The organism is Streptomyces sp. NPDC007025 (assembly GCF_042869455.1).
Lineage (GTDB): Bacteria > Actinomycetota > Actinomycetes > Streptomycetales > Streptomycetaceae > Streptomyces.
This window is the reverse complement of the sequence record NZ_JBIAFT010000001.1, coordinates 125,119-141,302: the sequence shown is the minus strand read 5'-3', so window position 1 is coordinate 141,302 and position 16,184 is coordinate 125,119. Positions and strand designations below refer to the sequence as shown.

Below are 16,184 nucleotides of genomic sequence, written 5' to 3'. Positions count from 1 at the left end.
GACACTATCGGTGTGACACTCAGTTCTCGGAGCGCGGGCCCGCCCCGAAGAGTTCGACGGCCTCCCGGACGCCGACCAGCGGGCGCGCCAGGGCGCTCACCGAGCCGACGGCGGCCGCCAGCAGCAGCAGCGGATACCGCAGCTCCTGGGCGGCGGGCGCTCCGGAGCGGACCACGGCCGTCAGCGCGTCCAGCCCGCGCTCGGCCTCGCGGCGGTCGGGCAGCTCGGCGGGGTGGGCGTCCAGCGCCCGCCGCATCCGCTGCACGGCCCGGCCCAGCGCCTCGACCCGCGGGTCGGCGCCGGTGTCGTGCCCGGCGGTCACGGACCGCCGCTCACCCACAGCCTCGCTTCGCACGTTCTCCCCCCACATGGGATGTCCCGCACCTTCGGGCACGGGATTTCCGCCTTCCTCCGAGGAAATGACCACTCCCGTCGGAGGTTCCGACAGTAAACGCCACTCTACGCGTGTGCCGCCACACGGAACGCAAGATTTCGGGTCGCCTTTCCGATGATCATCCCCAAGGATGACGGCTGCATCCCTCTTACGTGCGATATCCATGAACGTATGGCGCACAGCGGACAGACATCCCACGCCCCCGGGCGCGGCACGGCGCCCCGGGTGGCCGGGCTGCTGCTGGCCGCCGGCGCGGGGCGGCGGCTGGGCGGCCGCCCGAAGGCACTGCTGCGGCACTCCGGCGGACTGCTGGTGGAGCACGCGGCCCGGGTCCTGCGGGAGGGCGGCTGCGGACCGGTGTACGTGGTGCTGGGCGCGGCCGGTGAGCGGGTACGGGAGGCGGCGACCCTGCCCGGTTGCGTACTGGTGGACAACCCGGACTGGGCCGCGGGCATGGGGAGTTCCTTGCGGGCGGGACTGGCGGCCGTCTCCGCGGAGGGCGCCGGGGGTGACGGGGTGGAGCACGGCACCGCGGCGGTCCTGGTGTCCCTGGTGGACCAGCCGGGCATCGGCGCGGACGCGGTGGCCCGGGTCCGGGCCGCGTACCGCTCCACGGCCACCCTCGCCGCCGCCGCTTACGGCGGCCGCCGCGGCCACCCCGTACTGCTGGGCTCGGCGCACTGGACCGGCGTCGCGCGCAGCGCACGGGCGGACTCGGGAGCGCGCGGGTATCTGCGGGAGCGGCAGGAGGCGCTGACGCTCGTGGAGTGCGCGGACCTCGCCGATCCATCGGACATCGACACCCCGGACGACCTGCATCGCCTGCGGTAGAAGCCGCCCTCGGGCCCGGCGACGGCCGCACGGGGACACATGGGCCACGGGACGCCGGGGCGCGGGACCCCGGGGCACGAGGGGGCACGACGGGTGCCGAGGGCGCGGCCGGCGGAGGCGGGGCCTCGATGGCACAGGCGGCAGCCCGAGGGGGACGTGGCACCCGAGGACAGCGGAAGGACTTGTTCCGGGGGCGGATCGGGGTGAGAGATATCTCGACGTCAACAAACTCTTGAAGTTCCACTATGAGGAAACTAATCTCCACTGATCAGAAGCGTCTTCCTGTCCCGAAGGCGCCCAGGCCCGCGTTCCGTGCGCCAGGCACGGGTCGCGGCACCCCGTGCCGCCCCGCACCGGACCTCGCCCGGCGGCCTCTGCACACCGCTCGCTGAAGGAGTGACCCACCATGTCCGCACCAGCGCCCTCCCCGCTGGAAATCGTCGGCGTCGAGCCAGGGCAGCGGCCCGAGAGGCAGGACGAGGTTCTGACCGGTGCCGCGCTCGACTTCGTCGCCGCGCTGCACCGCAGGTTCGCCCCGCGCCGGGACGAACTGCTCGCCCGACGCGCCGAGAAGCGCGCAGAGATCGCCCGCACCAGCACACTGGACTTCCTCCCGGAGACCGCGGAGGTGCGGACCGGCGACTGGCGGGTGGCCGACTGCCCGCCCGCGCTGCTGGACCGCCGGGTGGAGATCACCGGTCCCACCGACCGCAAGATGACGATCAACGCCCTCAACTCCGGCGCGAAGGTGTGGCTCGCCGACTTCGAGGACGCCTCGGCGCCCACCTGGGAGAACGTGATCGGCGGCCAGCTCAATCTGAGCGACGCCTTCGAGCGGCGGATCGACTTCACGGACGAGCGCTCCGGCAAGAGCTACGCGCTGCGCCCAGCCGAGGAACTGGCCACCGTCGTGGTGCGGCCGCGGGGCTGGCACATGGACGAGCGGCACCTGGAGTGCGACGGGCAGCCGGTGCCCGGCGCGCTGGTCGACTTCGGGCTCTACTTCTTCCACAACGCGCAGCGGCTGCTCGACCTGGGCAAGGGGCCGTACTTCTACCTGCCCAAGACCGAGTCGCACCTCGAGGCGCGGCTGTGGAACGAGGTGTTCGGCTTCGCGCAGGAGTACTGCGGCATCCCGCACGGCACCGTCCGCGCCACCGTCCTGATCGAGACGATCACCGCGGCCTACGAGATGGAGGAGATCCTCTACGAGCTGCGCGAGCACGCCGCCGGGCTGAACGCGGGCCGCTGGGACTACCTCTTCTCCATCGTCAAGAACTTCCGGGACGCGGGTTCGCGGTTCGTGCTGCCCGACCGGAACGCGGTGACGATGACGGCGCCGTTCATGCGGGCCTACACCGAACTGCTGGTGCGCACCTGCCACAAGCGCGGGGCCCACGCGATCGGCGGCATGGCGGCCTTCATCCCCTCCCGCAAGGACGCTGAGGTCAACGAGGTCGCCTTCGAGAAGGTCCGGGCCGACAAGGACCGGGAGGCGCGGGACGGCTTCGACGGTTCCTGGGTCGCGCACCCGGACCTGGTGCCGGTCGCCAAGGCGTCCTTCGACGCCGTCCTCGGCGACCGCCCGCACCAGAAGGACCGGCTGCGCGAGGACGTCGAGGTGAAGGCCGCCGACCTGATCGCGGTCGACTCGCTGGAGGCGCGCCCCACCTCCGAGGGCCTGCGCAACGCCGTCCAGGTGGGCATCCGCTACATCGAGGCGTGGCTGCGCGGCCTGGGCGCGGTGGCCATCTTCAACCTGATGGAGGACGCGGCCACCGCGGAGATCTCCCGGTCCCAGATCTGGCAGTGGATCAACGCGGGCGTCGTCCTGGACGACGGCCGGCAGGTCACCGCGGAGTTGGCCCGGCAGGTCGCGGCCGACGAACTCGCCGCGATCCGCGCGGAGATCGGCGAGGAGCCCTTCGCGGCGGGCCGCTGGCAGGAGGCGCACGACCTGTTGCTGCGAGTGGCCCTCGACGAGCAGTACGAGGACTTCCTGACCACTCCGGCCTACGCGGCCCTGCGCGGCTGAGGCGACCGGACACGGTGCGGGGTTCCGGGCGGGAGCCCGGGGCCCCGCACCGGAAACCCGCCGGTCAGGGTGCCGGGGCCGGCGACCGTCACATCGTGGCGACCGTGGTGGCTGCCGTGGTCGCCGTCATGACGGCGACCAGGACCGCCTGCATGTCCTGGATGGCCTGGCGGATGTCCTCGGCCACCCACTGCCCCTCGGCGATGGCCTCCATCCGGGGAGCCACCTGCTTCCGGGCGACTCCCGGGAAGGCCACCGCGTGCAGGCCGGCGGCGTGCAGCAGGGCGATCAGCCCGGTCGTGCGCTCGTCCGGCTCCGCGCCGTAGCGCACGACATCCTCCAGCCGGTGCCGCAGCTCGCGTTCGGCCGTGCCGTCCACCTCGGGGTAGCGGCGGGTGGTGAAGATGCCGAGCGTGCGGTGCTTGTGCTCGGTGACGACGCCGCGTGCGCAGAGGTTCTCGACGGCCGCCTCGAGCGCCTTGGGCTGCTCCTTGCCGAGCCAGTCGCCGACCTTGGCCTTGCTGTCGCGCCCGGACCATTCGGCGATCTTCACCAGCCGGCCGTCCAGCAGCGCGTCGCCCGTCGGCGTCGGGTCGACCACGGTGAGCCGCTCGTCGACGACGGCGACCCGGCCGGCCAGTGTCAGGTCCAGCAAGACGCCGCCGGCGATGGCCCAGCCTGCGGCGGATCGGTTCTTCGCAGCCCCGGAGTGGTCGTCCAACGCGAGCAGCGCCACTTCCTCACCCAGTGTGACCGCCATGAGTCCCCCTTCGCGCGTCCCCGTACTCATTCGGTTTCCGCTGCCCACCCTCGGGCGGCGCAAACCTCGGCCCGCTACGTCAGCACCGCGCCCAGCGCCAGGAAGCCCGTGATCAGCAGCGCCAGCAGGCCCAGCAGCGGGAGCGCGAAGCGCAGGTACCGGTCGTAGCCGACCCTGGCGAGGGAGATCCCGCCCATGATGACGGCGGAGGTGGGGACCCACAGGTTCATCCAGCCGCTGGCCGCCTGCCAGGCGGTGACGACGACCGCGCGGGAGACGCCGGCGAAGTCGGCGAGCGGCGCCAGGACCGGCATGGCCAGGGTGGCGTGGCCGGACGTGGAGGGGATGAGGAAGGCGAGGGGCAGATTGACGACGTAGATCATGACGGTGAAGAGCGCCGAGGGGACCCCGGTGACCGCTCCCTCGATGGAGTGCAGCAGGGTATCGGTGATCTTGGCGTTGTTCATGATCGCCGTCACCCCGCGGGCCAGCACGATCACCAGGGCCGGCGGGACGAACTCGCCCACGCCGCGGACGAAGGTGCTGGTGAACCGCTGCTCCCCCATCCGCGTCAGCACTCCCACCAGGATCGCCGCACAGAGGAACAGTGCGGCCAACCGCGGAAAGGACCAGCCCAGTTCCCAGCTGTAGGGAGCGGTCCGGGCGTCTCCGGTGAGCGCACCGGACCAGGGGATCACCGAGAAGATCATGAAGGCGAAGACCAGCGCGACGGTCACCAGGACGAGGATGTGCAGCCCGGTGAGCGGCGGCGGTTCGGCCGCGTCGTGGCGCACCGCGGCCTGCTCCCGGTCGCCGGACCGGTAGCCGGAGAGGGAGCACTCGGGACGGTCCCGCACCCGGCGCGCGTACCGGACGACGTAGCCGACCGTGACCGCGGTCAGCACCACCCACATCAGCGCGCGCAGCGCGATGCCGTCGCCGAGTGAGATGTCCGCGGCCGAGGAGGCCACCCCCGTGGCGAAGGGGTTGACGGTCGAGCACAGCACCCCGATCCCGGCGCCCAGCACGATGGTGCCGATCGCCACCATCCGGTCGTAGCCCAGCGCGAGCATCAGCGGGACGACGAGTCCGTAGAACCCCAGCGTCTCCTCGGCGAATCCCTCCACGGTGCCCAGCAGCGAGAAGACCAGTATCACGCCGACGATCAGCAGTACGCCGCGGTCGCGCAGCCGGTGGGCGAGGCGGCCGATCCCGCGGTCCATGGCACCGGTCGCGAAGACGACGGTGATGAAGGCGCCGATGGTCAGGACGAAGAAGAACACCCCGGCGGCGCCGAAGAGTTCCCCGGTGAGGTCGGGGCCGATCTTGCCGGTCCTGGTGTCCCGCACGCCGTAGAGGCCGTTGACCGGAGAGAGGAAGAGGTCCGTGAACCGGTCCGCGAGGCCGAGTCCGGACGGCTCGCGGTGGTAGGTGCCCTGTACGGGCGCGCCGTCGGCGTCGCGGTCGTAGCTGCCGGAGGGGACGAAGAACGCCACCACCCAGACCAGCAGGGTCACGAGCGCGAGCACCGTGAGCGCGCTCGGGAAGGTGAAACCGCGCTGCGGCTCGGTCTCCTCCTGCGGCTCGGCCTCCGCCCGCATACTGTGCGCCCCTTCCTGGGTCACCCGTCGAACAAACCGCAGCATAACGGCCACAAGACGAAGAAGAGGGGCAGCACGGGCGGGGCATCGCCCCCGGTGTGCCGGGAGCCGACGCAGGCTCGGCGCGCTCCCCGGGGCGGCGGCACCGTGCGGGCGCCGATGGCTTCCGCTCGGTGCATCCGCCCACGTCGGTGGAGGTTTCTACGAGCCGGGGCTTCGGGCGAACGCACTGTAGGCAGCCGCGGATCCGGCTCCGTACGGTGAGCGAATGCACTACGGCACGTCACGGGGGAAGGCAGGAAGTTCGTTCGACGGCGCGGCCGCGCGGCGGCTGCGCGAGGGGTTGGGGCTCGCCGCGGAAGATGTCGCGTACGGGATGCGTGCCGCCTACGGCACCGGGGCCGACGCCCGTACGGTCGCGGCGTGGGAGGCCGGAGCGGCGGCGCCCGACGAACGGCAGCTGGCCGCGCTCGCGGGCGCGCTGTGGTGCTCGGCAGCCGATCTGATGGGCGACCCCGGCACGCTGCGCGAGTACCGGCTGGCGCGAGGTGTCTCGCTGACCGATGTCGCGCGGGAGATCGGCATGTCCCCGGAGGAGTACTCCGCCGTCGAGGAGTCCGGCGGCTGGCCGGGGAACGCCCGGCAGGCCGACACGCTGGGCGCGGTGCTGCGGCTGCCGGTACCCGCACTGATCGAGTTCACCGGGCGCGACGAGGAGCTCGCCCAACTGCTGCGGAAGGCCGCGGCGACCCGGTGGCAGGCGTACACGGATCCGGTCTGCGCGCTGGTGCCGCTGCCGCGCGAGTACGTCGCGGACGGGCTGCGGGCGCTGCACGCGGCGTACCACTCCACGACGGCCGCCTCCCTGGGCTGGGGGCAGCCGGCCTCGGCCTCGTCCCGCGACGCGGGCCGGGCCTTCATGGACGAGATCCTCGCGCACTTCTGGCAGGCCGTGGAGGGCTGACGTCCCCGGTGCGGGGCCGGCGGTCCGGTCGCGACAGTGCGGAAGTGGGGGGGGGGGGGGGGGGGGCGGGGGGCGGGGGGCGGCGGGGGGCGGGGGGGGGGCCCGCGCGGGGGGGGGGGGGCGGCCGGACGCGGCGCGCGCGGGGGGGCGCGGCGCCGCCGCGGGGGGGGGGGGGGGGGGCGGGCGGGGGCGGGGGGGGGGGCGGCCCCCCCCGGCCGGCCCCCCCACTCCCGCACTGCTGTGCCTCGGTGTCTCGGCGGTCCGCCTGAATTCCTGTGTCCCCGTGCGTCCGCGCGCGGTTCGGGCTACGCGGGGGCGCCCTCCCGCGGGTGCGGGATGCCCTCGCCGGGCTCCATGGGGTGGGCCACCACCTCGTCGTCGCGGCGGGAGCGGCCGAGATGGTTGAAGACCAGGTTGAGGACGACGGCGGTGACGCAGCCGGTCGAGATCCCCGAGTCCAGGATGATCTTCGCGCCCTCGGGGAACGCGTGGTAGAAGTCCGGCGCCGCGATCGGGATGAGGCCGACGGCCAGCGCCGTACCCACGATCAGCACGTTGTTGTCCTTGCCGAGGTCGGCCTTGAGCAGGGTCTGGATGCCGCTGGCGGCCACGGAGCCGAACAGCACGACGCCCGCTCCGCCCAGCACCGGCTGCGGCACGGCCGCGACCAGACCGGCGGCGAGCGGGCAGAGCCCCATGACGATGAGGATGCCGCCCCCGGTGGCGACCACGAAGCGGCTGCGGATGCGGGTCATCGCCACGAGGCCGATGTTCTGCGCGAAGGCGCTGCACAGGAAGCCGTTGAAGAAGGGGCTGACGAAGGAGCCGAGGGTGTCGGCGCGCAGCCCGGCGGCGATGGTCTGCTCCCCGGAGGGGCGGTCCACGACCTCGCCGAGGGCCAGCATGTCGGCGGTGGACTCGGTCATCGAGACCAGCATGACCACGCACATGGAGATGATCGCGGCGAGTGCGAACTGCGGGGCGCCGAAGTGGAAGGGGGTGGGGAAGCCGACGAGGTCCGCCTGCTCGACCGCGGTGAAATCCGTGATGCCGACCGGTATCGCTATCAGGGTGCCGACGACGAGGCCGATCAGCACGGCTATCTGCTTGAGGAAGCCGGAGGTGAACCGGCGCAGCAGCAGCACGATCAGCAGGGTGGCGCCCGCCATGCCGATGTTGTCGAAGCCGCCGTAGTCGGGGGCGTCCGCGTTGCCGCCCTGTGCCCAGTTGAAGGCGACGGGCATCAGCGAGACGCCGATGAGCGTGATGACGCTGCCGGTGACCACCGGCGGGAAGAAGCGGACGAGTTTGCTGAAGAACGGGGCGATGACGAAGCCGAGCGCGGCGGCGACCATCGTCGCGCCGAAGATGACCGGCAGCGCGTCGGCGGGGCCTTCGGACTTGTTGATGGCCAGCATGGGCGCCACGGTGGCGAAGGTGACGCCGTTGACGAACGGCAGCCGCGCGCCGACCTTCCAGAAGCCGAGGGTCTGCAGCAGGGTGGCGATGCCGGCCATGAAGAGGCTGGCCCCGGTGAGGAACGTCAGTTCGGACGGCGAGAGGCCCACGGCCGCGCCGATGACGAGCGGCGGCGCCACCACTCCCGCGTACATGGCGGCCACATGCTGCAGACCGGTGGTGAACAGCTTGAGCGGCGGCATGCCTTGGTCGACCGGGTGCTTCTGCTGCGCCGCGGGCCGCTGCTGGTCGGGGTCGCGCGAGCCGCGGCCCGGTTCGTCCCCACTGCCGTCCGCCGTCTTTCCTTGCCTGGTGAACCTGGGCGTCTTGGCCACGGGGTCCTCCTGTCGCTGTCTGCGCCGTATGGCACTCGTTTTCCGGAGGTGTTGCGCTGTGCAAGGTGGTGCTGTCGGTGCGATGTCCTACTGGTGCGCCCGTCATTGGTGTCCGGAACATGACAGGAGTCCGGATGGGGTGTCGAACCGGCCGGGAGCCGTCCCTCCCGGCCGGTGTCTGTGGGGTGGTACCGAAGCGGTGCTCCGGGCTTGCGGCGGGAGCGTCAGCCCGCGTCGGCCGCGATCCGGGCGAGGCGCCGCGCCTCGTCCCGTGCGGTGCCGGCGATCTCCTCCTCGTCGGCCCGGACGAGGTGACCGTCCTCGACCACCGGCCGGCCGTTGACGAGGGAGAGGGCGACCGGGGCCGCCGCGCCCAGGACGAGGGCGGCGACCGGGTCGGCGATGGAGGAGTGCCCGATGCCGTCGAGCTTCCACAGCACCAGGTCGGCCAGCTTCCCGGCCTCCAGCGAACCGGTCTCCTGGGCCCGGCCGAGCACTCGGGCGCCGCCGTGGGTGCCCAGCCGCAGGGCCGCGCGCACGGTCAGCGCCTTCTGCCCGCGCGGGCCGAGCCGGTTGATCAGCAGCGCGTTGCGCAGCTCGGTGTGCAGCTCGCCCGACTCGTTGGAGGCCGTACCGTCCACACCGAGTCCGACCGGGACGCCCGCGTCCAGCATGTCCGGGACCCGGGCGATCCCCGCGCCCAGCCGCGCGTTGGACGAGGGGCAGTGTGCCGCGCCCGTCCGGGTGCGGGCGAAGGCGGCGATGTCCGCGTCGGTCATATGGACGCAGTGAGCCATCCACACGTCCTCGCCCAGCCAGCCGACCGACTCGAAGTAGTCGGTCGGGCCCATGCCGAACAGCTCGTGGCAGAACTTCTCCTCCTCCGCCGTCTCCGAGCCGTGGGTGTGCAGCCGCACGCCCTTGCGGCGGGCCAGCTCCGCACCCTGCCGCATCAGTTCGGTGGAGACGGAGAAGGGGGAGCAGGGTGCGACGGCGACGTGCCGCATCGAGCCGAAGGAGGCGTCGTGGTGTGCGTCGACGGCCTTCTCGGTCTCCGCGAGCGCGCCCTCCAAGGTCTCCACGGCGAAGTCCGGGGGCAGGCCGCCGTCCGACTCGCCGCGGTCCATCGAACCCCGCGCCGCGGTGAAGCGGACGCCGAGCTCACCGGCCGCGCGTATCTCGGCGCCCAGCAGGTCGCCCGCGCCGCGCGGGAAGACGTAGTGGTGGTCCATCGCGGTGGTGACGCCGCCGCGGGCCATCATGCCGAGGGATCCGCGGGCTGCGGCGTGCACCATCCCCTCGTCGATGCGCGCCCAGACGGGATAGAGGGTCACGAGCCAGTCGAAGAGGTTGCAGTCCTGGGCCAGACCGCGGGTGAGCCACTGGTAGAAGTGGTGGTGGGTGTTGATCAGGCCCGGGGTGAGGAGATGGCCCGTGCCGTCGATGCGGCGGGTGACGTCCGCCAGGTCCTCGGGCGCGTCGCCCGGGCCGAGGGACTCGATCCGGTTGCCGTTGACGACGAGGTGGCCGCTCGCGTATTCGGTGTCCTCGGCGTCGACGGTCGCGATCGCGCACTTCTCGATGACGACGCGCCCGGTGGGTGGTGGCTGCTGTGGTCCGGTGTCGGCCATGGGGGTTCCTCGCTTGGGATCGGTCCCTGTCCCGCCCCCGCCCGGCTCCTCGGGGGCTCGGCCCCCCGAGGAGCGGGTTCCGGGCAGGGGCGGGGCAGGGTGAGGAAGATCAGAGGTTGGTCATGTCCACCGGGATGCGGGGAGTGGCCCCGTCCCGCAGGACCGTGGCCTCGATCAGGCCGTACGGCCGGTCCGCCGCGTAGTAGACGGCGCCGTCGGCCGCCTCGTTCTTGATGTCGAACGGCGACAGGTCCACCTTGAAGTGGTGCTTGTTCGGCATCGAGAAGCGGATCTCGTCGACCTCGGGCCGGCTGTTGATGACGCGCGAACCCATCTGGTAGAGCGTCTGCTGGAGCGAGAGCGAGTAGGTCTCCGCGAACGCCTGCAGCATGTGCCGCTTGGTCTGCGCGTAGGACTTGTCCCAGTTGGGCGTCCGCTCCCCCGCCGTGCCGGTCCAGTTGTGCCGCCACACGGCGGCCACCTCGGTGGCGAGGATGCGGTCGTAGTCCTCCTTGAGCGTGGTGTAGCGGTCCTTGATGTAGCCCCAGAACTCCGAGTTGGTGGAGTTGAGGACCGTCAGCTCCTTCAGGCCCGACAGCACCTCGACGCGCTCGCCGTCGAAGGTGATCTGGGCCGTGCGTATCTCCTGGCCCTTGCGCACGAAGGAGTGCTTGACCTCGTCGGCGCCGATGAACTTCGAGTTGGCGTCGGAGGTCTCGATGCGCTCCCAGTCGTACTGCTCGATGCGGATGCGCGCCGTGCTGATCGGCTCGCAGCTCTCCACGAAGTGCCGGGCCAGCAGGACACCGTACGCCTCGGCCGACTCGATCCCGTGCTCCTTCGCCTTGGCGAACACGGTGTTCTTGGTGGTGTCGGTCGGCAGCACATGGGCGTTGGAGCCGGAGTAGTGGACGTCGTCCAGATCGCCGCTGAGGGCTACAGAGACGTTGAGGTCCTTGATGTGGTGGGTGTCGCCGTCCCGCGTGATCTTGACGACGCGGTTCTCTGCCTTGCCGTACTGGTTCTGGCCGAGAATCGTGGGCATGGTGTCAGCTCCCTCGGTACACGGAGTAGCCGAACGGGTTGAGCAGCAGCGGCACGTGGTAGTGCTCCCCCGGGTGTACCGCGAAGACGATGGTCACCTCGGGGAAGAAGCTGCCTGGCGCGCTGTCCCTTACGCGGGGGGCGTCCTGCTGTTCCGCGGCTTCGCGCTGGCTGCGCGGATTCGAACTGTGCTCTGCCACCTCCGGTCGCTCCGAGTCGGACCCGCCGCAGAAGTACGGCTCCGTCTCGAACCACAACCGGACGTGGGTGGTGCCTTCCGGCAGTGCCGGAAAGTCCTTGCAGCGCCCGTCGGCGTCGGTCCTCGACGCCCCGTGCGCGACCCATCCGGCCTGCTCGTCGCCCTGGCGTACGGACAGCCGTACCCCGACCCCGGCGGCCGGGCGGCCGCGGCTGGTGTCCAGGATGTGGGTGGACACCGACGTGCTCGTCGCGTCGCTCATGCCGTGGGGGCTCCTTCCTCCGCGAGACGGGAGAGCCGGAGGCGGTTGATCTTCGCCAGCTCCCGCCGCACGATCTCCCGCTCCTGTTGCGGAGTGTTGTCGATCCGGTGACGAACGGCGTCCCTCATCTCCTCGGCACTCCTGCCGGTGGCGCAGATGAGAAAGACGTGCCCGAATTTGTCCTGGTATGCCAGGTTGAGTTCGAGCATCTCGGCCTTCAGCTCCCCGGAAGCCCCGGCCATCCCCCGCTGTTCACGGGAGGAGGTGGGGTCCCCGGGTTTCGGGCGGCCGATGGGCGGGTGCCCGGCCATGGCCTCGGCCAGCCCGTCGTCCGTGAGGGCCTCGGTGGCCTCGTCACTCGCGACACAGAGGGCTTCGACGGTGTCGTACGGACGCCGGGCGAGCAGCGCGCTCCCCCAGCTCCGGGCGGCGCACATCTCGTGGAGCGCGGCGCGCGCCTCGGCGTCCGCTGCGGAGTTGAACCAGGTGAGACCTGGCGTGGAGCGCGAAGTCACGGGACCTCCGTGGCCGTGGTGCTGTTCGGGCTGGGAATAGCTAAGTCCTCAGGCCACACCACGTCAACACTTTGTTGAATGCTTTTCGGCATCCCGGAAAACAGCACCCGGCATACGGAAGCCTCACCGGCGACGCCGCGGAAGCCCCGCACGCCCGCAGGAGAGCCTCCGCAGCCCGCCCCCGGAGCACGCGCACCTCAGTTCGTGGAGCGCCCGTTCTCCCGGTTGAGGTAGTTGTAGACGGTGAAGCGCGAGACGCCCAGCGCACCGGCGACGGTCTCGACACCGTGCCGGACCGAGAACGCCCCCCGGGTCTCCAGGATCCGTACCACCGACTGCTTGGTCTTGCGGTCCAGCTCCGCGAGCGGCACCCCGTGCCGCCTCTCCAGCTCCGCCAGGATGTGGTCGAGGGAGTCCGACAGATGCGGCAGCCGTACGGCCACCACGTCCTCGCCCTCCCAGGCGAGCACCACATCGTCACCCTGGGCCTCCTGCGGGGCGACCATGGCCCCGCCCATGGCGTCCACCAGCGGCTTGATCGCGACGACGAACGGATGCCCCGAGGCGCGCGCGTCCTCCCCCATCAGTCCTCGCCCTCCCCGATCACGTTCACCTGCAGGGAGACCCGGGTCGCGCCGGCCTCCAGCGAGCGGCGCAGCAGTGCGGTGACCGCGCCCAGCACCGCGTCGGCCGAGCCCTCGGCGGTGTTGCCGAACGGACCGACATCCACGGCATCCAGTGCCGCCGACTGGACGACCTCCCGCGCCACGACCGCGTGCTCCGGCGCCTCGTCGAGGTCGAAGGGCTCGGTGGTGAACTCCACTCGCAATCGCTCCATGACCCCACCGTATCCGGAAGACCCCGGCCCGCCGCAGGTCAGCGCAGCTCGGCGAGCATGTCCTCGATGAAGGCGACCGTCTCGGCGGGCTGCCGGGCCTCCGCGCACAGCCGGTCCATGATCAGCGTGTACTGGTCGATCTCCGAGGGCTTGTCCAGATAGACGGCGTTGGTCAGGTGCTCCAGATAGACCTTGTCGGGCAGATCGTGGTCCACGAAGCGCAGCAGGGTCACCGGGGTGCCGGCCGCGGCTGCCGTCACCTCGAACGGTGCGACCTGCAGCGTGATGTGCGGCAGTTCGATCATCTTCAGCAGGTGCTCGAGCTGCTCGCGCATCACCTCGGTGCCGCCGAAGGGGCGGCGCAGCACCGCCTCGTCCACGACGGCCCACAGCCGCGGCGGCTCGGACCGGTGCAGCAGCTTCTGCCGGGCCATGCGCAGCGCGACGATCCGGGCGACCTTGCGCGGCTCGGTGTTCGGATAGCCGAGCTTGCTGACGGCGTACGCGTAGTCCTCGGTCTGCAGCAGTCCGGGCAGGAACTGCACCTCGTAGGTGCGGATCACCGACGCCGCGTCCTCCAGCCCGAGGTGCAGCTCGAACCAGTCCTCCAGCACGTCCGAGTACTGGCACCACCAGCCGGGCGAGTTGGCCTGCCGGGCGAGGTCGAAGAACTCCTCGCGCTCGTCCGGGTCGTGGATGCCGTAGAGCGTCAGCAGGTCGCGCAGATCGCGTTCCTTGGCCCCGACCTGGCCGCGCTCCAGCCTGGTGATCTTCGCGTGCGAGCCGCGGATGGCCCGTCCGGCGGCTTCCCGGCTGATGTCCCGGTCCTGCCGGAGCCTGCGCAGCTTGACGCCCAGGATGATCCGCAGCGCGGTGGGACCGTTCGACTGCTCCTGCGCAGCCCCTCGCGACGCGTCACCGGACGGCTGGATCATGGCGGTCATTCCGACTCCCAAGGGTGTTTGGGCGGTCACAACAGTGTGGCACCGGTGTACCGGTCAGGTACAGGTACCTGGAGAATACGCCGCCGGCGCACGGGGGTTGCGCCCGGAACCCTCCGCGTTGCGCCGTCGCCGCCCCGGCAACAGGTCACCCCGGCACGGTAGTTGAAGAGTCCGGAGGCCAGGCGTCCGACCGCCGGCTCCGGCCCGGCAACGGAAACCGGCCCGGAGCGGCGCCGGCCCGCGGCGGCAGCCGCCCCCGCCTCCCCGTACCCGCGCTGCCCGGCGACCGGGGCCCGGGTCCGGCACAGCCGAGCGCGGCCCCGGCTCCGACGCGGCAGCGATCCGACCCCTGACCGCGGGGGCGCCCAGCGGGGTGGCGGCGGATCCGCTCTTGACAGAAACGGCACCGACCCCGCAATCTTCCAATAAGCAGAAAGCAAGTTTCACGATACGAAATTTCCTCTACGGTCCCCGACGGAAGGGAGGGCGGTCGCAGTGGTCTCCTCGGACCGGTTCACCGTCAACGCCTCGATCCTCTTCACCGAGCTGCCCCTGCTGGAGCGCCCGGCGGCGGCCGCCGCCGCCGGCTTCGACAAGATCGAACTGTGGTGGCCCTGGGTCGACGCGCCCGTGCCCGGGCCCGCCGAGCTCGACGCGCTGCGCGGCGCACTGGAGGACGCCCAGGTCCAGCTCACCGGGCTGAACTTCTACGCGGGACAGCTCCCCGGACCCGACCGCGGCGCCCTCTCCGTGCCCGGCGAGGAGTCGGAGAAGTTCCGCGCCAACATCGACGTGACCGCCGACTTCGCCCGATCCGTGGGGTGCAAGGCGCTCAACGCCCTCTACGGCAACCGCGTCGAGGGAGCCTCCGAGGCCGAGCAGGACGCGCTCGCACTGGAGAACCTCGGGCTGGCCGCGCGGGCCGCGGACCGGGTGGGGGCGGTGCTGCTCGTCGAGGCGCTGAACGCCCCCGAGTCGCCCAAGTGCCCGCTGGTGAGCGCGCCCCGCGCGCTCGAAGTCGTCGACGCGGTCAACACCGCCACCGGCCTGGACAACGCGCGGTTCCTGATGGACCTCTACCACCTGTCCATGAACGGCGAGGACCTGCCGTCCGTCATCGAGAACTCCCTCGACCGGACCGCGCACGTCCAGATCGCCGACAACCCCGGGCGCGGGGCACCGGGCACCGGGTCCCTGGACTTCGGCGACCTCTTCGAGCGGCTGGACAAGGCCGGCTACGGGGGCCTGATCGGGCTCGAGTACAAGCCCGGCGACAACGGCAGCGCCGCCTCCTTCGGCTGGCTGAAGTAGCCGAGCGCTCCCGCCCGGGCAGGGCGGGGCCCGGCACCGCACGGGGCCTTCAGGGGCGGCCCCGGCATTCGGAACTGCGAAAGGCACAACAGATGGCACACACCGCCGGCAACACCAAGATCGCCTTCATCGGGCTCGGCATCATGGGCGCGCCCATGGCCCGCAACCTGCTGAAGGCCGGGTACGACGTCACGGCGTACACGCTGGAGACGGAGAAGGTCGAGGCCTTCGTCAAGGACGGTGGCAAGGGCGCGGCGTCCATCGCGGAAGCGGTCGGCGGCGCCGACGTCGTCATCACGATGGTCCCCGCCTCCCCGCAGGTCGAGCAGGTCGTCCTGCACGAGGGCGGCGTACTGGAGAACCTCCGCGAGGGCGGCACCCTCATCGACATGTCGTCGATCACCCCGCAGACCTCCGTCGAGGTCGCCGAGGCCGCACGGGCCAAGGGCGTCAAGGCGCTCGACGCCCCGGTGTCCGGCGGCGAGGCGGGCGCCGTCGAGGGCGTGCTGTCCATCATGGTCGGCGGCGACCAGGAGACCTTCGACGCGGCCAAGCCGGTGCTGGAGGCGCTCGGCAGGACGATCGTGCTGTGCGGCCCGGCCGGCTCCGGCCAGACCGTGAAGGCCGCGAACCAGCTCATCGTGGCGGTCAACATCCAGGCCGTCGCCGAGGCGGTGGTCTTCCTGCGCAAGTCCGGCGTCGACCTGGAGGCCGGTCTCGAGGTGCTCAACGGCGGGCTGGCCGGCTCCACCGTGCTGACCCGCAAGAAGGACAGCATCCTGGCCGGCGACTACAAGCCCGGCTTCAAGATCGACCTGCACCACAAGGACATGGGCATCGTGACCGACGCGGCCCGCGCGGTCGGTGCGGCCGTGCCCGCCGGTGCGCTGGTCGCCCAGCTCGTCGCGGCGCTGCGGGCGCAGGGCGACGGCGGGCTCGACCACTCGGCGCTGGTCCGCGGCGTCAAGCGACTCTCGGGCGAGAACCCCGACGGCGCCAACTGAGGACCGCACTGCCCCAGAGACTCCGGGCGGCGGCGTCGACACTGTCCTGTCGCGCCCA

At 71.7% G+C, this 16,184-nt stretch carries 16 protein-coding genes; 5 read left to right on the top strand and 11 right to left on the bottom strand.

Annotation, left to right across the window (positions count from 1 at the left end; genetic code table 11):
- Positions 1 to 19 precede the first annotated feature (19 nt).
- Positions 20 to 355 carry a DUF5955 family protein gene (locus ACFYMO_RS00350; RefSeq protein WP_388543241.1) on the bottom strand — a complete coding sequence of 112 codons (336 nt, stop codon included), beginning with the start codon at positions 353 to 355 and terminating at the stop codon, positions 20 to 22.
- 210 nt (positions 356 to 565) lie between these two features.
- Between ACFYMO_RS00350 and ACFYMO_RS00345 the strand changes: the two genes are divergently transcribed.
- Entirely contained in the window at positions 566 to 1,225 is a 660-nt protein-coding gene (locus ACFYMO_RS00345; RefSeq protein WP_366771506.1) for a nucleotidyltransferase family protein, read from the top strand.
- 406 nt (positions 1,226 to 1,631) lie between these two features.
- Positions 1,632 to 3,260: a malate synthase A gene (gene aceB, locus ACFYMO_RS00340; protein WP_388543238.1), complete on the top strand. Its 1,629-nt coding sequence runs from the start codon at positions 1,632 to 1,634 to the stop codon at positions 3,258 to 3,260.
- Positions 3,261 to 3,348: 88 nt separating this feature from the next.
- Here the strand turns inward: aceB and ACFYMO_RS00335 are convergent, their stop codons facing one another.
- Positions 3,349 to 4,020 (bottom strand): GPP34 family phosphoprotein, encoded by a 672-nt coding sequence (locus ACFYMO_RS00335; RefSeq protein ID WP_388543236.1) that lies wholly within the window; start codon positions 4,018 to 4,020, stop codon positions 3,349 to 3,351.
- Between the two features lie 74 nt (positions 4,021 to 4,094).
- Positions 4,095 to 5,621 (bottom strand): YfcC family protein, encoded by a 1,527-nt coding sequence (locus ACFYMO_RS00330; protein ID WP_366771509.1) that lies wholly within the window; start codon positions 5,619 to 5,621, stop codon positions 4,095 to 4,097.
- A 268-nt stretch (positions 5,622 to 5,889) separates the two neighbouring features.
- Here ACFYMO_RS00330 and ACFYMO_RS00325 point away from each other — a divergent pair, with 268 nt between their 5' ends.
- Positions 5,890 to 6,585: a helix-turn-helix transcriptional regulator gene (locus ACFYMO_RS00325; RefSeq protein ID WP_366771510.1), complete on the top strand. Its 696-nt coding sequence runs from the start codon at positions 5,890 to 5,892 to the stop codon at positions 6,583 to 6,585.
- Between the two features lie 305 nt (positions 6,586 to 6,890).
- On the opposite strand, the gene ACFYMO_RS00320 is transcribed toward ACFYMO_RS00325, so the two are convergent.
- The 8 genes from ACFYMO_RS00320 to ACFYMO_RS00285 form a co-directional block, all read right to left on the bottom strand.
- On the bottom strand, positions 6,891 to 8,378 hold the full coding sequence (locus ACFYMO_RS00320) for a nucleobase:cation symporter-2 family protein (RefSeq protein ID WP_366772708.1): 1,488 nt from the start codon (positions 8,376 to 8,378) through the stop codon (positions 6,891 to 6,893).
- Between the two features lie 224 nt (positions 8,379 to 8,602).
- Complete coding sequence (locus ACFYMO_RS00315) at positions 8,603 to 10,009, bottom strand: 8-oxoguanine deaminase (RefSeq protein ID WP_366772710.1); 1,407 nt, start codon at positions 10,007 to 10,009, stop codon at positions 8,603 to 8,605.
- A gap of 109 nt (positions 10,010 to 10,118) precedes the next feature.
- Complete coding sequence (gene pucL, locus ACFYMO_RS00310) at positions 10,119 to 11,054, bottom strand: factor-independent urate hydroxylase (protein WP_388543232.1); 936 nt, start codon at positions 11,052 to 11,054, stop codon at positions 10,119 to 10,121.
- Positions 11,055 to 11,058: 4 nt separating this feature from the next.
- Entirely contained in the window at positions 11,059 to 11,514 is a 456-nt protein-coding gene (locus ACFYMO_RS00305) for a hydroxyisourate hydrolase (protein WP_019357171.1), read from the bottom strand.
- A complete protein-coding gene (gene uraD, locus ACFYMO_RS00300) occupies positions 11,511 to 12,029 on the bottom strand; it encodes a 2-oxo-4-hydroxy-4-carboxy-5-ureidoimidazoline decarboxylase (RefSeq protein ID WP_388543230.1) in 519 nt (172 codons plus the stop codon). Before uraD ends, ACFYMO_RS00305 begins: the two co-directional genes overlap by 4 nt.
- A gap of 197 nt (positions 12,030 to 12,226) precedes the next feature.
- Positions 12,227 to 12,613: a helix-turn-helix domain-containing protein gene (locus ACFYMO_RS00295; protein ID WP_366772713.1), complete on the bottom strand. Its 387-nt coding sequence runs from the start codon at positions 12,611 to 12,613 to the stop codon at positions 12,227 to 12,229.
- On the bottom strand, positions 12,613 to 12,867 hold the full coding sequence (locus ACFYMO_RS00290) for a hypothetical protein (RefSeq protein ID WP_366772714.1): 255 nt from the start codon (positions 12,865 to 12,867) through the stop codon (positions 12,613 to 12,615). Before ACFYMO_RS00290 ends, ACFYMO_RS00295 begins: the two co-directional genes overlap by 1 nt.
- Positions 12,868 to 12,905: 38 nt before the next feature.
- Positions 12,906 to 13,811 (bottom strand): helix-turn-helix transcriptional regulator, encoded by a 906-nt coding sequence (locus tag ACFYMO_RS00285; protein WP_366772715.1) that lies wholly within the window; start codon positions 13,809 to 13,811, stop codon positions 12,906 to 12,908.
- 495 nt (positions 13,812 to 14,306) lie between these two features.
- Between ACFYMO_RS00285 and ACFYMO_RS00280 the strand changes: the two genes are divergently transcribed.
- Both ACFYMO_RS00280 and ACFYMO_RS00275 read left to right on the top strand, forming a co-directional pair.
- Positions 14,307 to 15,122, top strand: a complete 816-nt coding sequence (locus ACFYMO_RS00280) for a TIM barrel protein (protein ID WP_366772716.1) — start codon at positions 14,307 to 14,309, stop codon at positions 15,120 to 15,122.
- 74 nt (positions 15,123 to 15,196) lie between these two features.
- Complete coding sequence (locus ACFYMO_RS00275; protein WP_366772764.1) at positions 15,197 to 16,126, top strand: 2-hydroxy-3-oxopropionate reductase; 930 nt, start codon at positions 15,197 to 15,199, stop codon at positions 16,124 to 16,126.
- The last annotated feature ends 58 nt before the right edge of the window (positions 16,127 to 16,184 follow it).